Raw genomic sequence first — 20,461 nt, 5'->3', positions numbered from 1 at the left:
CGACACTTTTCACCTCTATCTATGCTTCCCGCCCGTTAGCCGGGCGGGGTTTATCAAGTTACATTTTCACCTCAGCAGCTGTATCATTTTCATCCTCACTGACAGTAAACCAGGGAGTAAACAAGGTTCGACGAAACCAGCCTTTTGCGGTGATAACCTTGATTTCCCGACCAACGGGATCATAAACATGGGTATCTGCATAAGCGTCTTCTGCCTGCCGTGCGCTGTCATTACTGACATAACGCCAATCGTTGAGGAAATAGGGCTGATAGGTTCGTATCGGTTGTCCTTTATTGTCATATTCTGTCCGTCCAGTCACTGCCCAGCGGCTCTTGGCATCTGCTGTTTTCGTGACCAGAGAACCGTCTTTGTTACGCAACCAAGCTTTGCCTGCTTCATGCCGAGCCGCTGCTTGTAGCAAGCGGCCAAAGCCATCACTGAATACGACTTGTTGACGGATTTGTTGCTCAGGATCGTGGTCATAACGATCCGTGGTCAGCGTGAGGCTATGAGGGGGTAAATGGGTGCTGTTATTTAACAGGCTGACTGGTGGGGTGGCTGTATTTTGTCTCTGTACCCAGCGGCGATGGGCCAATGTGCAGATACGTCCGTCTTCAGTGATGACTCCAGACTTGTACAGTGTTTGCTGGTCTTGCTCTGTCAGCTCATTGAAAGTTTGTTGATTTAATACCGGCATCCAGCTCTCCGGTGCATAGACCTGACATTGTGCTACAGGTAGTGGTCCTGTCAGATCAATGGCTGTTTCCACACTGGTTGGTAGAGAGAACGACATCTGTTCCGGTGATGAGTAACCGGTCTTACTACCGTTTTCAGTTCCCCAAAAGCGCTGTGTTACCTGACGGCCCAGTGCATCCAGCGTGATAAGATGCTCATTGTCATTGATATCAGTGAGTTGCACCGGAGACAGAAAACGCCAGTCATATTTGGCTGATGTTATCAGGCCGGCCGCATCTTGCGTTTTTGTCACGACACAATAGTTTGTATCCCAGGTTAGTGTGATTTTTCCTGTGAGTTGTGTGTTGCGCTGCGTTTGTGGACGCCAGAACTGTGCAGCGGTTCCGTAATCGGTGTAGCCGTGACGGGCTGTCCAGACTTTGCCCTCCCTAGTACGAGGGAACAGGTAATCTGATTGTTGATACCCGGATTTCTCCAGAGTTGTGGGCAATTCCGCAGATGCGATACTTCCATCAAACGCTGACAGTGTGGATTCATCGAATACCGTTGTCTCTGTAAAGGCGATTAACGCCTGTCGTGTCGGTGCATTATTTTGCCCTCCGGTATAAAACGTTCGTTGTTGGCCGAAGTATTTACGCAGTTCGTCATATGCAATTAGGATATCTTTATCACACAAAGTTTCCAGGTTTAAACCACGGTTAACTTCATCGTATTTAACCTCATCGTGTTTGATCTCATAAGTATCAGTGCGGGTGCTATCCGGTAATCCCAGCACCCGAACGGTATTGTTGGTCAGATGGTGCCAACTGAACTGTTGATAAGTCAGTCGCAATTTGTGTTGCTGGTCATCATAGCTGTTGGCAAACAGTGTATCAGGCAACATATCCGGATACGGGCTGGTTGCGGGCTTATTGCGGCGTGGATATTGTATCGAAACCTGTTTCAGTGGCTGGCCGAATAGGTCACTGGACAGCGTGATATTCTGGCTGCACTGTGGGTCACTGGTAATACGTTCATAGTGATAGTGACGACTTTCCGCTACCGATGGCCAAAATACAGGAGATTGGTTCTCTGCATTCTGTAGTCGGCGTACCTGTGGACGGAATTCAGCGACAGTATAGGGAATCTCTTTTTGTGCGCTGCTATCCAGCCCGTACAGTTCACTACGTAGTGGTTGACCTTTCAAAGCTCGGTTGAACCAGTATAGGTCGTGACTATTCTCTGGTATTAGAGAAACATCCTTGTCATCTTTCCAAACAGTAAAGCGCGGTGTAAAACCGGCAAAAGCGTGATTATCACCACGCCAATACTCTGCCGATAATGTGTTATCTATCACGGGCAGTCCGGTGGCATACCAGTTTTTGGTTAATGCTGGGAATGCACGTTCTGTTGCGTCACCTTGGGCCCTATCCTCTGTATCCTGCTGTTCCACATAGCCAAATCCGCGAAATTCCCGTTCACGTCCATCCCAAGCGCCATGGGCATAACGCATAGTTGTTACTAATTTGTTGCCACTGATTTCATCCTCTGTTTCCGTTTTCCATAGAGTGTGTACCGGGAAGGGCAGATAACAAACTGGTGTTTGTCCGGCATCCTGTGCCTTGGCTTTTTCATCCAGCCAGAATTGGGCAGAGCTGCGGTAATGCAAGGTGTGATGAGCGCCCATATTGTTATATATTTCCTGAAGTAACCACGGCTTCGCTTTGGTTAGATCATAGCGCCAGTGGCGGGGTGTCATATGTGGGACGCTCAATATCAGGCTAGCTACTCCCAACCCCTGCACATCGGCTACCTGTAACTGACAAGTATCATCAAAACGCAAATCGTCCGGGAAAGTTAGTGTCACTGGTGCCGCAAAACCATTGCCACTGTTATTCAGGAAGATATCCAGACGGTTTGTGTGAACATAAATCAGGTCAGTTGGACCGCTGCCATCCAGGTCAGCCAGATAAACCTGAGCGGGATTGAATTCAGCTATTGGTTGGCTAAATCCTGGTAGAACGATTGGCTGACCAAAGCGCCCGTGTCCCAGATTTGGCCAGCAGGTGACTTTAGTCGCACTGACTTCAACCAGATGTGCTTGACCGGAACCCAGCACATCACTAAAAGCCACCAACTTACGGGCATCAGCGCCCGGTACCGGCAGGGTTATGTCACCGGATTGCACCACATCCTGCCCTTTGGCAAAGCCGTCGCGGGTATTGGCATACAAGCGCACACTTTTAGGACCGATCAGTACCAAATCAGACAGCCCGGCTCCCATTAAATCCGCCAGTTGCGCACGGGGATGAGTGTATTCTACCGGCAGGGCGTTGAGCGGGGTAAAATGTGTCCAGCTGCCATCCGGGCGTTGGCTGTGGTATCCCCGTAACCCCGATCCGGTGATAACCCAGTCAAGTTGTCCATCGCCGTTGATGTCTACCAGTGATGCGTTGTTTTGTAAGGAAGGGATGACAGACAAAGGTTGTATTTTCCCCCAAGTGACAGCATTTGGCTTATCTCCTGGCTGACGCTGTGGCGCGCGGTACCACCAGGCTCTTTTATCTTGATATAGCAAACCGGGTAATCCTTCGCCTTTTAGGTCAACCAGTTGCCAGCGCTGAATGGCATTGAAGTTTGCCAGTACATCCATCGGTTCCCATTTATTGTTATGCGTCGGTGAAAAATCCTGATATGCCAGTTCCAGTGGTGGCAGGGTGACGGCAGTACCGTCTTGTTCGTGTCCCACCCGACGAACGAATACCAGCGTGCTGGCTATTGCGCTTTCGTCATAATTCAATATTAGGCGTGAAACCAGCGAAGGTTCATCGTGCTCTTCTGTCTGGTTATCCAACGCTTGCAGGTGATGATACATCAGCACCTGACGGCATAAGCGGCGGGTACGAATCTCAAAGCCATATTCATAACGAGAAAAACGGTCCTGACGACAAAGCCAGTTACCCGTTGCTGTAAATGCTGGTGGCGTTTTCAGGTTGTTACTGCGTTCGCCATAATCAAATACCAGATAGAACAACCAGTTTTTTTGTGACAGAGCGCTGTTATCCAGATCGGATAACGTTTCGCTGGCTGTCAGGTTGCCGTAATACACCATGTGTAGATAACGTTGTGCTGTGGCCTGTGGATGGGCTGCAATTTCATCTGCTTCGCAACTGGTGTCATCTTCGGCACGATATTGATAATAAATTTGTTCACCACGTGGTGACACGGAAGCTTCCAGTAACCATTGTGCTGTTTGTGAGATTTTTGATGGATTGCTGATCCGCGCCTGAGGCGATTTACCCAGTAGATGTACCTGTCCGTCGGGACTATATATCAACCAAAAGTCTGTTTCGCCTTCTGTCTTAGGTTGCCAGTATTCCAATCGGCTGAAATGGCTTTCCAAACGGGAACGGTAGCCGGTAACAGTAAAAGTGGTATCCAAGCTGGTATTTTTTAAGTAGGGATTTTTTAATATGGACTCATCGCGAGGTTGATCCGCGATGACCAGAACTTCACCTTCTGGCCCCAGAAAGGTATCGGTTTTGTCATAGTGTGGAACACCAAAATGGGTACGGCGGCGGATAGTCATAACGCCACAATCCCAACCCAGACCAAACGGGCTGTTACCGGCACCACTGTTGTAATTCAGAGTGAGTGAGGGGGCATAGCCGCGTCCGGCTGAAATAGGTAATGGCAGAGACAGTGCCGCCATACCATCCGGTCCGGTAGGTGTTAACGCTTCACCCATACCCGTGATAGCACCTCCCCCTTTAGGCAATGATAGTTCCGTAATACTGAATTCTTGTGAATTTTGCATGAAAGACTCCTTGCAGGCCCCGTTTAGGGGCCTGTTTTAGCACTGAGTTGAAATCGTTATTGGCGAATGGTGTAGCGAATATGCAGAATTATGTCGTTTAGACTCTCCAGCATGGTTTTTTGTTTACCGGTTGCATTCGGGAAACTTAGCGTTAATGTGCCTTGATCAACGTCAATCCCTTCGAACGGCAGGAATTTGCCATCGTTGAAATCAAGCTGGAACTGACCGCTATCATTCATGCCGTGGGAAATCGCCAGTGCTTCACAGCCTTTGGCTAATCCTGTTTTATTTCCGTAAGACAATATCGCCTGCACATCCTGATATGGCCCTAACAGAGCTGGCAGGGTGACGCTGATCTGTTTAATACGTCGAACGTTGCCCATACCACTACCTTCTGGGTAATCTTTACGGATTTGCAAATCAGCTAACGAAATGGACGCTTGTAGTGAGGTTTGGGCATCTCCTGTACCAAACTGCAAGGTATTATTCCCGCTAGTAGCACTGCCTGATCCATCCTTCACCAGGTTTGCAATTTTCTCAGTCAGGGAAAATTCACCGTTACCGTCTTTATAGATTTCGGCTAGCGAAACGGTACGTTCTACCTCCAATACGCGTTGATCTTGCCTCAAATGGGCATCTTCCATCTGTGCCAAATTTAACATCAAGGTTTCACCCGCGAGCAGACCGGCATGTGTTCCCTGCCAGGCACCAGGCTTAATGAAGCTTGCGTTGGTTTCATTCGTCTCCCAGCGATAGGCCATTTCAGCCATCAGACAACGCGATACGGCTAGGTCATAGAACTGGAAGTAAATAGCGGCTAGTCGGCCACGTAACCAGTTATATAGCGCTTGATTACTGAATTTACGTTGTAGGAAGACCAATTGCGCGTGAGTTTGTTCCTGTTGGGTTTTCAGGCTGGTTTTCTGTAATACAGCGGCTTCACGGCGCACTGTCAGCGAACCAAGTTGAGCGTCGATTTGTTTCAGCTCGGCTTGTGCATTATTACGCTGGATTTCCCATTCCTGACGGCGACGGCGCCATATTTCAGATTGCGAGACTTTATCGGCTTCAATCAATAAACCGTCTGCGGCAATGCCTCCACCAATAGCAATCGCATTGGCGATAGCACCATAGTGTGATCCCCCGACGGCCATACCGTAAATATTCGGTACCATATCCAGTGCGGCAGCAGCCATATGCAGACCTTTCAATCCGGCGGTAATACTTTGGGAAGCCACTCTCATATCCAGCGCTTGGCGTTCACCAGAGTTGATATTTTCATCATATAATTTGCTGTAGCTGTTAAAGCGTGATTGTGCTCCCAGGCGTGTTTTTTCCAGCACAGTTTTTTCAGCATCCAACTCTTCAATGGTTTTGTCTTGTACGCTGAGATTGGTCAATATCAGTTCTGCCGCCTGATTTTGTAACAACGTATTTAATGCTTCCGCATCCTGACGCTCGATAATATTTTGTAACGTGGAGCCGAATTGAGTGAGCTGGCTTACCATGCCGCGTGCGTTTTCCAGCATGTGTGGGAAACGCCACAGTGACATAAATGACGTCGGCAGACTGCTTCCGCCCTGTGAGCTGGCAACAGCAGCGCTGAGTAATGCTTTTGGATCTGCCGGTGTGGCGTAAATAGGCAGGTGCAAGGGCTGGCCGTCGATAGAGAGATTATGACGCAGGTTGTACAGCCGTTGTTCCAGTGTCTGCCAATAGTTCAGCATCACTTCATTAACTTGTGGCAGGAAAAGATCTGTCGGGTTGTCATGCTGCTCAAAATTATTTGTTTGCAGAGCGGCTATTGCGCGGGAGTGCTCCTTTTGTCTCTCAGGATTAGCGGCATCATTCAAACTTTTGTCATCCCATGTTGAATTGAGTGACAGATGAGGTTTATCACCTAATAGATGCAGTGCCTGCATGTACCACATTTTGGCTTCGTTGAGGGTGTCCCGCTCCAGCTGACGATAAGCATAGTCTCCACGCGCCATCAGTAGGTCAAGGGTGCGCATAAACGTGGCGACTTTGTAGTGCATTGGGTCGTGTTGCGCTATGGCATCAGGATCGACCGAATCTAGAGGATCATCGTTCCAGCTGGTGTCTTCCTGTAATGGGCGAACATTCCAGTGGTAATCCTGAATCTGATCATGCTTAATATAACCGGATGGGTTCCAGACATGTTTCAGCCAACGGTTAGCTTCATCGAAATTTTGTTCGTGTAGCAAACGTTGAGCAATTAACATCGGGGTATAGTAGAACAGTTCCCAGAAATAGAGGCTGTTAGCGCCGCTGAAATCCATGGGTTCCATAGCATTAGGAGAGCTTTCCCCTAATTTGGGCTCCTGAATATTCTGAGTTTCCATACTTAAAATAGTATCGATCCCAGCATTGGCGCGGCTAATTAATTTACGGGCAAACAGGGTATTAAGACGAGTACGATAGGCTCTCCATTGCATATATTGCGCCCCACTTGAATCGTGGTGAAGGGTCAGGACATCATCGACATTCGCTTTTTTGATAATACGAATACTGAAATGTTCTTCACCTAGATGACGCTCCTCCTTCTCTACTTCAGATGCCTCAGTATCAGTAGATGTCGTAAATGCCTCGGCAAATGCCGTAAAGGTGACATCAATGCTTGCCTCATTATTATGAAATGCCAGTGTGGAAATATCTATTTCAAGCTCTTTAAACTGATAATTCATTTCTTCGAAGTTGGGGGACGGGGAGATACTTTCGTCTGCTACAAAAAGTCTATCTTCTATACCAGCCCCTTTTATTATTACTTTAACCTTTGAAGGTAGAATGTTCGTATTAATACGCATTGGTCCAGAAACATCAGTCGCTGTTCCTTTACTATCTGTCATAAAAATGTAGTGTTTAAAGTCACTTGGTTTATTCAGATCATCTTCGGCATAATCATTACCAATAGCGGCATTTGTTTTAATTAATGAGCGACTTACACTCTGAATCCATGCTTTTACATCAGATGAGTAATTGGTGTCACGATAGAACAGTAGTCTTCCTTTAGGAAGGTCACTATCACTGGTATTCCTATAATACTGATAGATGGGGTAAAACATCAGTTTATTTGATGAGTTATCCAGATTGACGCCTAGTGTGGTATAAATAATAAACTTATCCCCAAGCTTGCCGTATTTTTTGATCAGATTGCACTGATTACGTTGTCGGCCTACAAGTCCATTATGGATAATTCTTAACCTTGGTGAGAATTTGATTTTTAAATTGGATGATTGGGATTCGAGGTTAATAGCCGAAATATTTCCACCGTATACCATACTCAAGTAGTCCTTTCCCCAGTCATAACCATTATTACTGTTTACTGATGAAGGGATTTCGTAGCTTTCTGCATAGCGGTTATTTACTCTTATGACATTATTGGTATCAAACTGTTTATGAGAATTAGGTATATAATTTTCAAGTGTCATTTCGTCAGGAGACATATTGGAAGTGATATATAGCCCTTTTATTGGTGCTGTGTATCTTTTTTTTTCGTCTTTTTCTGTGTAGTTATTTAATTTCTCCTGTTTTTTATAAAACATAACCAGCAATTTATCTTTGCCTTGAAAGCTTGCACAATAGAGTCCTGGTGCTTCATTTTTTCCCAGTGTTAAATCAGATATTTTGCTATGCACATCTACTTTGCTATTCGCATCAAAGGTGATTGGTGTATTCCAAGTACCATCATAACGAATATGCGCCAGTTTCATTTCATAACGGAAACTCTCGGTTGTTTTACCGCCTTCATGTGTAGCAATCCTTTTTTCTTCCAGCCAGATTATATATAAACGGGATTGGTAGATTACCGGACGGATAGTGTCTTTGTATGGGTTAATTGGGCAGTCAATTTTGTGCCATTCACTCCAGGCATTAGCGGGGAATTTACTTTCGCTGAATTTATTGTGATCCACACTGCGCCAATAATATTGATTAACGTCTGTTTCACTGTGTCCGATAAAATAGGTTAATCCTTGGTCGTTATTAATGTTGTCATGATAGGCGCTGATAACTTCCAGATTAGCGACCTGTTCGAATGATGTTAGGTAAGACTTAAAGGCATCTTCTACTGTGTCGGTATTTAATTGACTCTGACTGATGGATTGCAACAGTGCATCCATCATTTTTGTCTGTCCGATACGCATCGTCGGATCGATGTAATTTTCAGGATAGTAAGCGAGCTTAGATATGCCGGCCCAGGTGCTGTAGTGTTTGTTGTATTTATCCCAGTCTTTAAAGAATGGGCGGCTGGTGACATTCGTGACGATGTTCCCTTCCATGTTTTTTAATGCTTGGTTCACATATAGTTGAATACTGGCGATAGCTTCGGCAATCTCTGTGGTTTTGATAGCGGCGGAAACTTGGTTATCAATCAGTAAGTATTGATATAGATCATCACGGTTTTTAATTACAGCATCTTTTCTATCTTGTAGATCTTTTTGGTTATGAGCATAAATATAGTATGTACTTAATGCGGTGCTGCGAGACTCATCCAGAAACGCATGCAGGGCGTTGGCCTTTTGGGTATCCAGCCCGGCGGTTAATATCGAAGCGACGTTTTCCCATTTGGTGTAGTTAGCGGAAGATTCTATGTCTAATACTTGCGCCAGTTCAGAAACACCTTGTGGAGATATGTTCAATTGAAGCGAGATGTTAATCCACTGCAATAGGCTGTCGATAGATGGCCAATTGGAGAAATCAGCTTGTGCTTGAGTACTGGCTTGCTCCAGTAGATTTTTGTCAAGATTCATGGTGTTAGCCAATAGTTCTGCTGTTAATGTTCCTTTTTCAAATTCAGTTAGTACAGAAGAGGCTTTTTCACCTAGTGAGTTAACCCAGTCAGCAAAGTGCATTAATGTTGTCAGTGTTAATACATCATGTTTTTGTGTTGCTGGTGTTGTCTCGGTTTTAGTGACAAAACGTTGAGGGTTTTTCACAAACAGATTTAAGGCGTTTTCGTTAAGGCCGGTGGAGCGGTAAATCAACGCCAGTTGTGCCAGGCATTGGCAATACTGGACAGCTTGTTGAATTAGTGTAGTTGCTTCAGTTGTTTTCGATTGAGTTTCAATGGGGTTTTTCCGCAACCAGTTCCAGAATGAATCTGCCGTCATTTTGTTTTCTTTGCCAGAGTTTAGTTTATCTACCCAAGCCAGCACAGAGAGAGCAATATTCTCAGATGGCAATTGCAGAGCGGCGGCGATATAAGGAGATATGGCTTTGGGAAGGTTTTCCTTGGCTTTCTTCAGCTCTTCCTCGGCCTCTTTCTCTTTGGATTTTTCCTGCTTTTCTTTGGCTTCCTTTAGCTCCTTCTCTGCTTTCAGCATCTTTTTGTCAAAATCCTGTAAGCCATTGTAGATGGTATCCAGAAGGTTGTGTATTTCCGGGGTTAGGGTTTCGTTATATTTATCGGTCGTCATCACAAACAACTGATATACACTCCATTTTCGTGTACGTAGCCAGCCAGTGACGGCATAGAGTTTGTCAATTAGAACAGTGAGGTTGTCATGAGTAATCTCAGATAAATTGGTTGTTCCTTCATCTATGACTTCCAACAATAAACTCAGTTCATCAATAGTTAACTGATGGATGTCTGCCAGTAATTTGGTTAGATCGGGATGAGAAGGATTTTCTAAAATGGGTGCTTTGCACAGTATTAGTGCAGTTTCAGCATCAATACTGTAACGTTGCATATAGCCTTTAACACGTAAAGCTTCTCTTAATACATCTTCGTCTATATCTGGTTCGTCACTAAGGTCAAGGTCTTCAAAGCTTTTTTCGTAATCAGGGCTGTCCTTATAAGGGTTGTCAGAGTCGTCCTCTGGAGGCGTCTTTTTAAGGATATCGATGGCAATGCTGTTAAGGATTGTTGGTGATAGCTCGGTTGCTCGAGATAGATTAATAGCCTTATTGAATTTCAACAAATAGTATTGAGTAATCTCGTCTCCCATATTCCACAAGCTATCTATTTGTTTAATCTTTTTACTAAACTGGTTAAGTTCTTTATCTATCAAATTATAATAACTTTTCAGGTATTCTGCCCTTGCCATTTGAAAAGATTTAATTTCACCAAAATTCTTCTTATAAAGTTCTTTTAGTTCCTCAGTGTTATCAGTATTGGTTGCTGGTTTTATCTTTTCCGTCAGAATAGTAAACAGCTCCGGTGAAACAGAGGCATTAATCCCCAGCAAGGAGATTTGATACATCAGCTTGGTGGTTAGCGTATCTATTGATGTATTGGATTGTTCAAATACTGGAGCTTGTAATTGAATAATCTTACGTACGTTTTCATAAGCATCGTGATACGGCATCATGCCAGAAGTGCGGAAGGTTGATAACTTTTCCATCACTTGAGCATGATTATGAGACTCAGTTTGAGTTAGTTTCTTAATACCTTTCAACAGAATGTCATTGGACAGAGAAAGCGTGGAAATCTCAGAATCCATATTTTTTTGGTTGATAGCCAAGGATTGTAAATCAGGACGGCGTTTATCCAGATGATAATCGGAATTGTTTGCATGTAAATCCCGTGCCTGACGATAAAGTTCAGTCAAATAAGCGGCGGGAGAGAACATGGAAGAGACTGCGCCTGGAGCTGCATATTTGCTGGCGCGATTGCCAAATTTACTGTTATAACCTTTCTGATCTTGTTCATCTTTCTCTTTCTTAGCTTGCTCATTCTGAGACGTTTTCAGGGCACTATGTATCGCATTTTGTAATTGAGGATTGGCACGTTTCAGAATACGGGCTTCGTGCAGGCGATTTTTCTTTTGTTCCTGTTGTGCGCTGAGGTATGCGCTGAAGGTCTGTGACCATGAAAGTTTGTCGCGTACTTTCTGGCGAAATTCGTCAAAAGAGAGATGGCAAATCTCGGCTTCTGAATTAAAGCCTTTACTTTTCAAAATGTCACTGATATTGATCGCGGGTGTGTTCATGTTTATTCCTTTTAAATGTTAAGCAAATAAAACACTTATGCTGCCCTGCATCGCTTGGATAAATAAAAAGGTTATTTATATCCATAAAAGTAAAGGCAACACGTATAACGTCCGATAGTGAGTTGAAAATAAACAACGAATAAAAAGGCATCATTCAACTATCAACTATTTCATAACGTTATTATCTATTATTTCTTTAAATGGCAGTGGTAATGCAATAACAAAATTTATAATTGCACCCAAAGCAATATAGTTTAGTGACAATAACAAAATGAAATAATTGCATTTGTTGCGTACGGTGTATTATGAAAAATAAGATGATTAATATTTTGTGGTGAGTGAAGGGACTAATTAGGAAAGACTCAGGCCCCGTTTAGAGGCCTGTTTTAGTATCTGGTTGGAATAATTAATTAGCGAATGGTATAGCGAATATGAAGAATAATATCACTCAAAGTCTGTAACATGGCTTGCTGTTTGTCAGTTGCGTTTGGGAAGCTCAATATCAATGTTCCCTTATCATCAACGGCAATTCCTTCAAATGGCAGGAGTTTGCCATTATTGAAATCCAGTTGGAACTGTCCGCTGTCACTCATTCCATGGGAAACTGCCAGTGATTTGCAGCTTTCGACCAGCTTGGTTTCACTTCCTCCGTAGGACAGAATGGCTTGTACATCCTGGTATGGTCCTAATAGGGCTGGCAAGGTGACACTGATCTGCTTGATGCGTCGGGTTTCGCCGACAGATGCCGGGTAATCTTCCCGAATGTTCAAATTGGCAAGATTGACTGTGGCTATCAATTTATTGTCATTGAGACGGATGCCGTTATTGTCATTGCCCAAGTTATCTTTCCTTTTTTCGAGTAAGTCTGTGATTTCGACGGCTAAATCAATTCTATCCTGACCAGGCTCCGTATAAACGTCTGCTAATGAAACAGTACGTTCCACTTCCAGAGCGCGTTTATCCCACCTCAAATGGGCATCTTCCATTTGTGCCAGATTCAGCATCAAGGTTTCACCTGCGAGCAGGCCAGCATAGGTTCCCTGCCAGGCACCAGGCTTAATGAAGCTTGTCGTGGTTTCATTCGTCTCCCAACGATAGGCCATTTCGGCCATTAAACAACGCGATACCGCCAAATCGTAGAACTGGAAGTAAATGGCGGCTAGCCGACCACGCAGCCAGTTGTACAGTGCCTGATTACTGAACTTACGTTGCAGGAAGGTCAGTTGTGCCTGAGTCTGTTCCTGCTGAGTTTTTAAGCTGGTTTTCTGCAATACTGCGGCTTCACGGCGTATTGCCAGTGAACCAAGTTGAGCGTCGATTTGGTTCAGCTCGGTTTGTGCATTATTACGCTGGATTTCCCATTCTTGATGGCGGCGGCGCCATATTTCAGATTGCGAGACTTTATCGGCCTCAATCAATAAACCGTCTGCGGCAATGCCTCCACCAATAGCAATCGCATTGGCGATAGCACCATAATGTGATCCCCCAACAGCCAGGCCGTAGATATTCGGTACCATATCCAGTGCAGCAGCAGCCATATGCAGACTTTTCAATCCACTTGTAATACTGTGAGAAGCCACTCTCATATCCAGTGCTTGATGTTCACCAGCATTAACATTTTCATCGTATAGCTTGCTGTAGCTGTTAAAGCGTGATTGTGTTCCCAGGCGTGTTTTTTCCAGCACAGTTTTTTCAGCATCCAGTTCTTCGATGGTTTTGTTCTGTATGCTTATATTGGTCAATATCAGCTCTTTTGCCTGATTTTGTAGCAGGATATTTAAGGCTTCAGCATCCTGACGTTCGATAATATTTTGTAAAGTGGAGCCAAATTGAGTGAGCTGACTCACCATACCGCGTGCGTTTTCCAGCATGTGTGGGAAACGCCACAGTGACATAAATGGTTGTGAGAGAGCTGCTCCGCCCTGGGAGTTGGCGACAGCGGCGCTGAGCAATGCTTTCGGATCCGCCGGTGTAGCGTAAATAGGCAGATGTAGAAGCTGACCGTCAATAGAGAGGTTATGGCGCAGGCTGTACAGCCGTTGTTCCAGTTTTTGCCAATAGCTCAGCATGACTTCATTGACCTGGGGCAGGAAAAGATCTGTAGGTTTGTTATGTGGCTCAACATTACCTTGTCGCAGAGCAGCCATTGCGTGGGAGTGTTCCTTCTGTTTTTCAGTATTAGCAGCATCACCCAGATTCAGTTTATTCCACTCTGAACTGAACGATAGATGGGGTTTATCACCTAACAGATGCAGTGCTTGCATATACCACATCTTGGCTTCATTGAGCGTATCTCGTTCTAACTGACGATAGGCGTAATCTCCACGGTCCAGCAATAGATCAAGAGTGCGCATAAAAGTAGCGACTTTGTAATGCATTGGATCATATTGTGCTACAGCATCAGGATCGACCGAATTTAATGGATCATCGTTCCAACTGGTATCTTCCAGCAATGGGCGAACGTTCCAGTTGTAATGCTGAATCTGACCATGCTTAATATAGCCAGACGGATTCCAGATATATTTCAGCCAACGGTTAGCTTCATCGAAGTTTTGTTCGTGCAGTAAACGCTGGGCAATCAACATTGGGACATAGTAGAACAGTTCCCAGAAATAGAGACTATTGGCACCGCTGAAATCCATGGGTTCGGTTCCCAATTTATTTTCTGTAAAAATAGGATCAATATCTTCTTTATAAGAACCTTTTGGATAATAACCTTGAAAATCAGTTTTATTAATAAACCAAAACTCTCCAATGTTTATTGGTTGATCAGAATATTTTACAAATAAATAAATCCAACAATCGCCACTCTCCTGCTCATTTCCTGGCTTAGTACTATTACTACCATTTATTACGGATATATAAGTTTCAGAGAGATCAATTAATTGAATGTCATCCTTTAATTCGCCTTGATAAATGACATTTTTTTCGTCAGGTCTTTCTATATTATTTTCTAACATTATTGTGATATTTCTGCTGTTACCGTGAAGAACTGAGCTATATATTGGTAATTTTGCAGTAAAATTATCATTCCATAAAGTAGACTCTTGAATATTCTGGGTCTCTATATTCAGAATAGTATCAATTCCAGCGGTGGCACGACTGACTAATTTATGGGCAAACAGCGTATTAAGGCGAATGCGATGGATTTCCCATTGCATATATTGTGCCCCGTTTGCATCATGGTTAATAGTCAGGATATTATCGTCATCCGTTTCTGCTAATGAAGAGATTTCATACTGATTATTAACCTTTATGATGTAATTAGCTTTAGTGTTAGTATCAAATTGTTTACAAATGTGAGTTATATAATCTTCAGGATTTGTATCTTCAAATAACATATTTGAGAAGATATGTAGCCCTTTTATTGGTGCTTCTGTTGTATATTTATCCCAGGTATCCTGTTTTTGATAAAACATTACTAGCAATTTATTGTCTTGATGATTTGTACAATAGAACCCTAGTTGCTGTTCCAGTAAATTTTGTTGTTTTTGTATCTCCTGTTGATTCAGTTCCTTCAGGTGATTGTATATATCTATCTGAGTTGGCAGTTGTTCCAGTTCCTGCTTCCATCGTACCAATTCCTCCTGCCATTGTCTTCGTAATTCCTCCAATTCCGATTTTTCTAGTGGTTCCTGTGGCTCCGGTGGAATCAGTAGTGGATTCAGTGGCGTTATCCCTAGTGACCTCAGCCGTTCCTGCTCCTCTTGCTCTTCTTTCAGTTTTTTCTCTAATTGTTCCTGGTATTTTTTCAATTGCTCTAATAGCTTCGATATCTCTAATAACTTCGACTTAGACATTTTCAAAACATCGGGTATTTTGTCATTCACATCAAAGCTGATTGGTGTGTTCCAGGTACCGTCATAACGGATATGTGCCAGTTTCAGTTCATAATGATAATCTTCTTCGACGGTTTGATTATTATTTTCTGCCTGCTTAACAACCTTCTTCTGTTCCAGCCAAATTAAATGCAGGCGGGATTGGAAGATTACCGGGCGGATAATGTTTTTATAGGGATTCATCGGGCAATCAATTTTGTACCACTCACTCCAGGCGTTAGCAGGGAATTTACCGTCGCTGAATTTATTGTGATCCACGCTACGCCAGTAATATTGGTTAACTTCTGTTTTACTGTGCCCAATAAAATAGGTTAGTCCTTGATCACTATAGGCATTGTCATGATAGGCGCTGACAACTTCCAGATTAGCTACCTGTTCGAACGATGTCAGATAAGACATAAAGGCATCTTCTACCGTATCGGTATTCAGTTGGCTTTGGCTGATAGATTGCAGCAGTGTATCCATCATTTTTGTCTGTCCGATGCGCATGGTCGGATCGATGTAATTTTCTGGGTAGTAAATGAGCTTAGAGACGCTGGCCCAAGTGCTATAGCGTTTGTTGTATTTATCCCAGTTGGTAAAGAACGGGTGGCAGATGGCACTTGTTACTGTATCACCCTCCATCTTTTTCAATGCCCGGTTAATATACAGTTGAATGCTGGCGATAGCTTCAGCTATCGGTGTGGTTTTGATGGCAGCAGAAACTTGGTTATCGATCAATAAGTACTGGTACAGGTCATCACGGTTTTTAATTTCTGCACCTTTATCTTGTAGATATTTTTGGTTATGAGCGTAAATATAGTATGCACTTAACGCGATACTGCGAGACTCATCCAGAAACGCATGTAGCGCGTTGGCCTTTTGGGTGTCCAGTCCGGTGGTTAATATCGAAGCGATATTTTCCCATTGGCTATAAGGTGGAGATTCTGCGGCCAGTACTTGCGCTAGTGTGAAAACGCCTTGTGAAGAGATGTTCAATTTATGCGCGATGTTAACCCATTGCAGGATAGTGTCGATAGATGTCCAGTGGGAGAAATCATTCGGCACTTGGGAACCGGCTTGCAATAGCAGATTTTCATCAAGATTCATTGCCTTAGCCAGTTGTTCAGCTGTTAATGTTTCCTTTTCAAATTCGGTCAAGACAGTAGAGGCGCTTTCACCCAGAGAGTTAACCCAGTCAGTAAAACGTGTCAGCCTTATCAGTGATAATGCATTGTGTGTTGATGCTGTTACTTCAGTAAAGCCAAAGCGCTGTGGTTTTGTGACAAATAAACGTAAAGTGCTTTCGCTAAGGTCAGTGGAACGGTAAATCAGTGCCAGTTGCGCCAAGCATTGGCAATATTGGGCAATCTGTTCCGGTGTTACAGAAGATTTTGGTTGTTTTGAGTCGTGTTTAGCCCACAACCATTCCCAGAATTTTGTTGCCGTCATTGCACCGTCACCAGGTTTTAGCTGATCTGCCCAAATAAGTATGTAGTAAGCGGCATTTTCAGACGGCAATTGCAGAGCAGCGGCGATATAAGGAGACAGGGTTTTCAACAACAGATCTGATTTATTTTCGTCTTTATGGAAGCTCTGCAAACCATTGTAGATGGTATCCAGTAAGTTCTGAATTTCAGGAAGAAGGGTTTTGTCATAGTTGGTAGTCGTTATTACAAACAACTGAGACATACTCCACTTCCGTGTACGTAGCCAACTGGTGACGGCATAGAGTTTGTCAATCAGAGCAGCCAGATTATCATCACTAATCCCGGATAAGTTGTTTGTTCCTTCATCTATGGTAACCAATAATAAATCCAGCTCATCAACCGTCAATTGATGGATGTCTGCCAACAATTTAGCCAGATAGAGATAAGAAAGATTCTCTACGCTACTGATTATCTTTCCATTAGTGTTGCTACGATTGGTAATCTTGAACAGGCGTTTTAATGAGTCATCATCAACATTAAAAGCACGTTTAAGCACCGCTTTACGCCAGTCATTGGTGCTACCCTGATTTAAATCAATCTCTTCTTCATCCGACGCGGAAAAATTCTTATCATCCAATGGTGGGGTATTAAACAAGCGATTAAATAATTGACTGGGGGAACCGCTATTGATGTTTCCTGAAATGGGTACATTGCACAGTATCAGTGCAGTTTCAGCATCAATACCGTAACGTTGCATATAGTATTTAACACGAAAGATTTTCTTTAATATTTCTGCGTCAATATCTGGTATTTCACGAAGTTCATCGTATATAGAGGGGGAATATTCCAGGGTTACCTCTGGAGGTATAGACACTTCCTGATAGGTGCTACTAGAGATAATACTTTTAAGGATTGTTGGTGTTAGCTTTGTTGCCTGGGACAGACGAATAATTTTATTGAGCATCAGCAGATAATATTGAGCTGGTTGTTGGCTGGGGGATTCGGAATTCATTTTCTCATGTATTTGTCTAATCTTTTGCTGGTCAATAAACTGATTAAGTTCTTCATCAGTCAAATTATAATAACTTTTCAGCTTTTCCGGCGTTGCCATTAGAGAAGGTTTAACATCACCAAAATTCTTTCCATAGAACCTCTCAATTTCCTCTTCGTCATCGGCAATTTTCTCCACCAAAATATTAAACAACTCAGGAGAGACAAAAGCATTAATTTCCAATAGGGAGGTTTGATACATTAGTTTGGTGATTTCCGGTGATTCAGTGAATTGTTCAAATACTGGAGCTTGCAATTGGATAATTTTACGCACATTTTCATAAGCATCGTAATACGGCATTGAACCAGATGGGCGGAAGATTGATAGCGTTTTCATCACGTTAGTATGGCCTTCCAGCCCGGTCAGCGTCTTAATCCCTTCCAGCAACACCTTATTAGATAGAGAAAGTGTAGAAACTTCATCATTCATATTTTGCTGGTTGAGTGTCAGTGATTTTAAATCAGGGCGGCGTTTATCCAGATGATAAATGGAACTTTCCGCATGTAAATCGCGTGCCTGACGATAAAGCTCAGTCAGGTAAGCCGCGGGAGAGAACATGGAAGCAACTGCGCCGGGGGCTACATACTGGCTGGCACGGCCACCAAATTTACTGTTATAACCTTGCTGATCGGCATGAGGCTCTGTAATGGCAAGATGTACCGCATTTTGTAATTGAGGATTGGCCCGTTTGAGAATACTCGCTTCATGCAGTCGGTTAGCTTTTTGTTCCTGCTGTGTCATTTCAGGGTGTTCCGGCGTGAGTGTGTTCATGTTTATTCCTTTTAGATGTTAAAAATAAAACACTTATGCTGCCCTGCGTATCATGGATACAATAAAGAAGTTATTGATATTCATTAAAATAAGGCAGCAAATATGACGTCTGATAACGGGCTGAAATAGGTTGAAAATAACGGGTAGATAAAACGGTATCATTCGGACATTAACTATTTCATAGCGTTATTATCTATTGTGTCTCTAAATGACTGTGGTAATGCAATAACAAAATTTATAATAACATAAACAATAATTAAATTTATTTATGATAAAGATATGAAATAATTACCATTGTTTTGAATGGTGTTTTATGAAAAATAAAATGATTAATATTTTGTGATGAGATAAGAGGACGTAGTCATTATCGCGGCTATATATCATTCTGTATAAAATAATGATTTTCAATGAGTGTAGTTATTATTTTTTTAAAACTATTTTTAGAATGGTAATATACCTAATTAATTTAAAGATGCAGGATTCAAGTTAATTTGGTATATATGCAAAAAACCTCCTGTAAAAAAATGAATATTGTGACTGAACTCAATATATAGATAATGCCTATATACATATGGTTGTATTTGTGTCATTTTGATATTGAATTTTTTTCACAATGGGGCTCTGGAGAAATGTGATCAATTTAAAGAAAAAGCAATATTGCTAAATATGATGTAGGTGTTGACAAAAGCCAAGTTATTATTTTAGGTCCTGTTAAACCTGTTTATTTAACTCGGTTATGTTTTTTCTTAAAAGCCCTTAAAAACTAAATTCGAAAGAGTGCTTATTTTCCGAAACTGGAGCTTTAAGGATATTATGATGTGCCCCGAAAATACCCTCTCAATTCAAGAGAAAGTCCAATCCATACGGGATCGTCCATTTGAAACATTTGAGCCAATATGTTTACTGCCTGTAATACCTGAATCGGATTTTTCAGTGGTATCCCAAGTTCTGGAGTACGAGAAGAAAATTCGTCGCTCTGAATCACAGATCTTTTTTATTGAACGGGCTGAAATAGGCAAATCTACTCCTTTTTGGGTTATTACTACACATAAATGAATATGAGATAACAAATGAATACTGACTGGATGAATGAAGAGGCTTCAAACTTATTCGATCAATATGATGATTATTTGGAGGAGAGACTTGGGTACACACCGTTGATTGAGAACCTTAAGGAGAGCTTGGGGCCAAACATATCAGTTCTTGATTACGGTTGTGGTGGCGGGAAAGTGTCACGTCGGCTAATTGCTAGAGGCATAAAGACGGTAACGGGAGTAGATATCTCACAAACCATGGTGGACAAAGCTTCCAGCAACATCAATCGTGGCAATAGTTCTTATCATCAAATCACAACTGATGTCCTTAACTTCAATGATAATACTTTCGACGCAGCTATATGCTGTTATGTGTTTATTACTAACAGTGAAAAGTCTGATCTTTTAAAAATCGCTAAGGAAATTCACAGGACATTAAAACCTGGTGGCATTCTTTACGTATTGGATACCAATCCGGATTCCGTTGGGATTAAGTTCAGTTCTTTTATGAGCGGTGATCTAAATAAAAAATACAGTGATGGAGAAACCAAGCCAGTGTATTTAGAGCTGCCAAATGGACGTATTTTTAAGATTTTAGATACGCATTGGCATAAAGATACATATTACAAAACCTTGAACGAGGCCGGGTTCAAAACTATTGAGCTTTTTGAACACAGTGACGCTGATGCTTCAAAGGATACTGAAGGTCTACGATATTACCCACCTTTCGCAATGTTCAAAGCGACTAAATTCTAGATGCTCCATATCTGACTGATGGAATTCCTTGCTTGTTACAAAAATGCCGGTGAGGGATTCCACATGATTAGTTTTGAAGGTGATTTAATATTGTTTTGAATGGTATTTTATGAAAAGTAAAATGATTAATATTTTACTTTGAACAGAGGCGTTAATTGG

At 42.7% G+C, this 20,461-nt stretch carries 4 protein-coding genes; 1 reads left to right on the top strand and 3 read right to left on the bottom strand.

What is annotated here, in order from left to right:
- Nucleotides 1–58: 58 nt before the first annotated feature.
- The 3 genes from LGZ99_RS08645 to LGZ99_RS08635 all read right to left on the bottom strand — a co-directional run bounded on the left by LGZ99_RS08645 (nucleotide 59) and on the right by LGZ99_RS08635 (nucleotide 18,512).
- Nucleotides 59–4,492 carry a SpvB/TcaC N-terminal domain-containing protein gene (locus LGZ99_RS08645; protein WP_262979030.1) on the bottom strand — a complete coding sequence of 1,478 codons (4,434 nt, stop codon included), beginning with the start codon at nucleotides 4,490–4,492 and terminating at the stop codon, nucleotides 59–61.
- A gap of 56 nt (nucleotides 4,493–4,548) precedes the next feature.
- A complete protein-coding gene (locus tag LGZ99_RS08640) occupies nucleotides 4,549–11,442 on the bottom strand; it encodes a Tc toxin subunit A-related protein (protein WP_262979029.1) in 6,894 nt (2,297 codons plus the stop codon).
- 410 nt (nucleotides 11,443–11,852) lie between these two features.
- Nucleotides 11,853–18,512, bottom strand: a complete 6,660-nt coding sequence (locus LGZ99_RS08635) for a Tc toxin subunit A-related protein (RefSeq protein WP_036837859.1) — start codon at nucleotides 18,510–18,512, stop codon at nucleotides 11,853–11,855.
- Nucleotides 18,513–19,582: 1,070 nt separating this feature from the next.
- Between LGZ99_RS08635 and LGZ99_RS08630 the strand changes: the two genes are divergently transcribed.
- Nucleotides 19,583–20,302: a class I SAM-dependent methyltransferase gene (locus LGZ99_RS08630; protein ID WP_036837856.1), complete on the top strand. Its 720-nt coding sequence runs from the start codon at nucleotides 19,583–19,585 to the stop codon at nucleotides 20,300–20,302.
- The last annotated feature ends 159 nt before the right edge of the window (nucleotides 20,303–20,461 follow it).

The sequence above is a fragment of the Photorhabdus temperata genome (assembly GCF_025384845.1).
Taxonomy (GTDB): domain Bacteria; phylum Pseudomonadota; class Gammaproteobacteria; order Enterobacterales; family Enterobacteriaceae; genus Photorhabdus; species Photorhabdus temperata.
The sequence above is the reverse complement of the archived record's forward strand: the minus strand, read 5'-3'. Positions and strand labels throughout refer to the sequence as shown.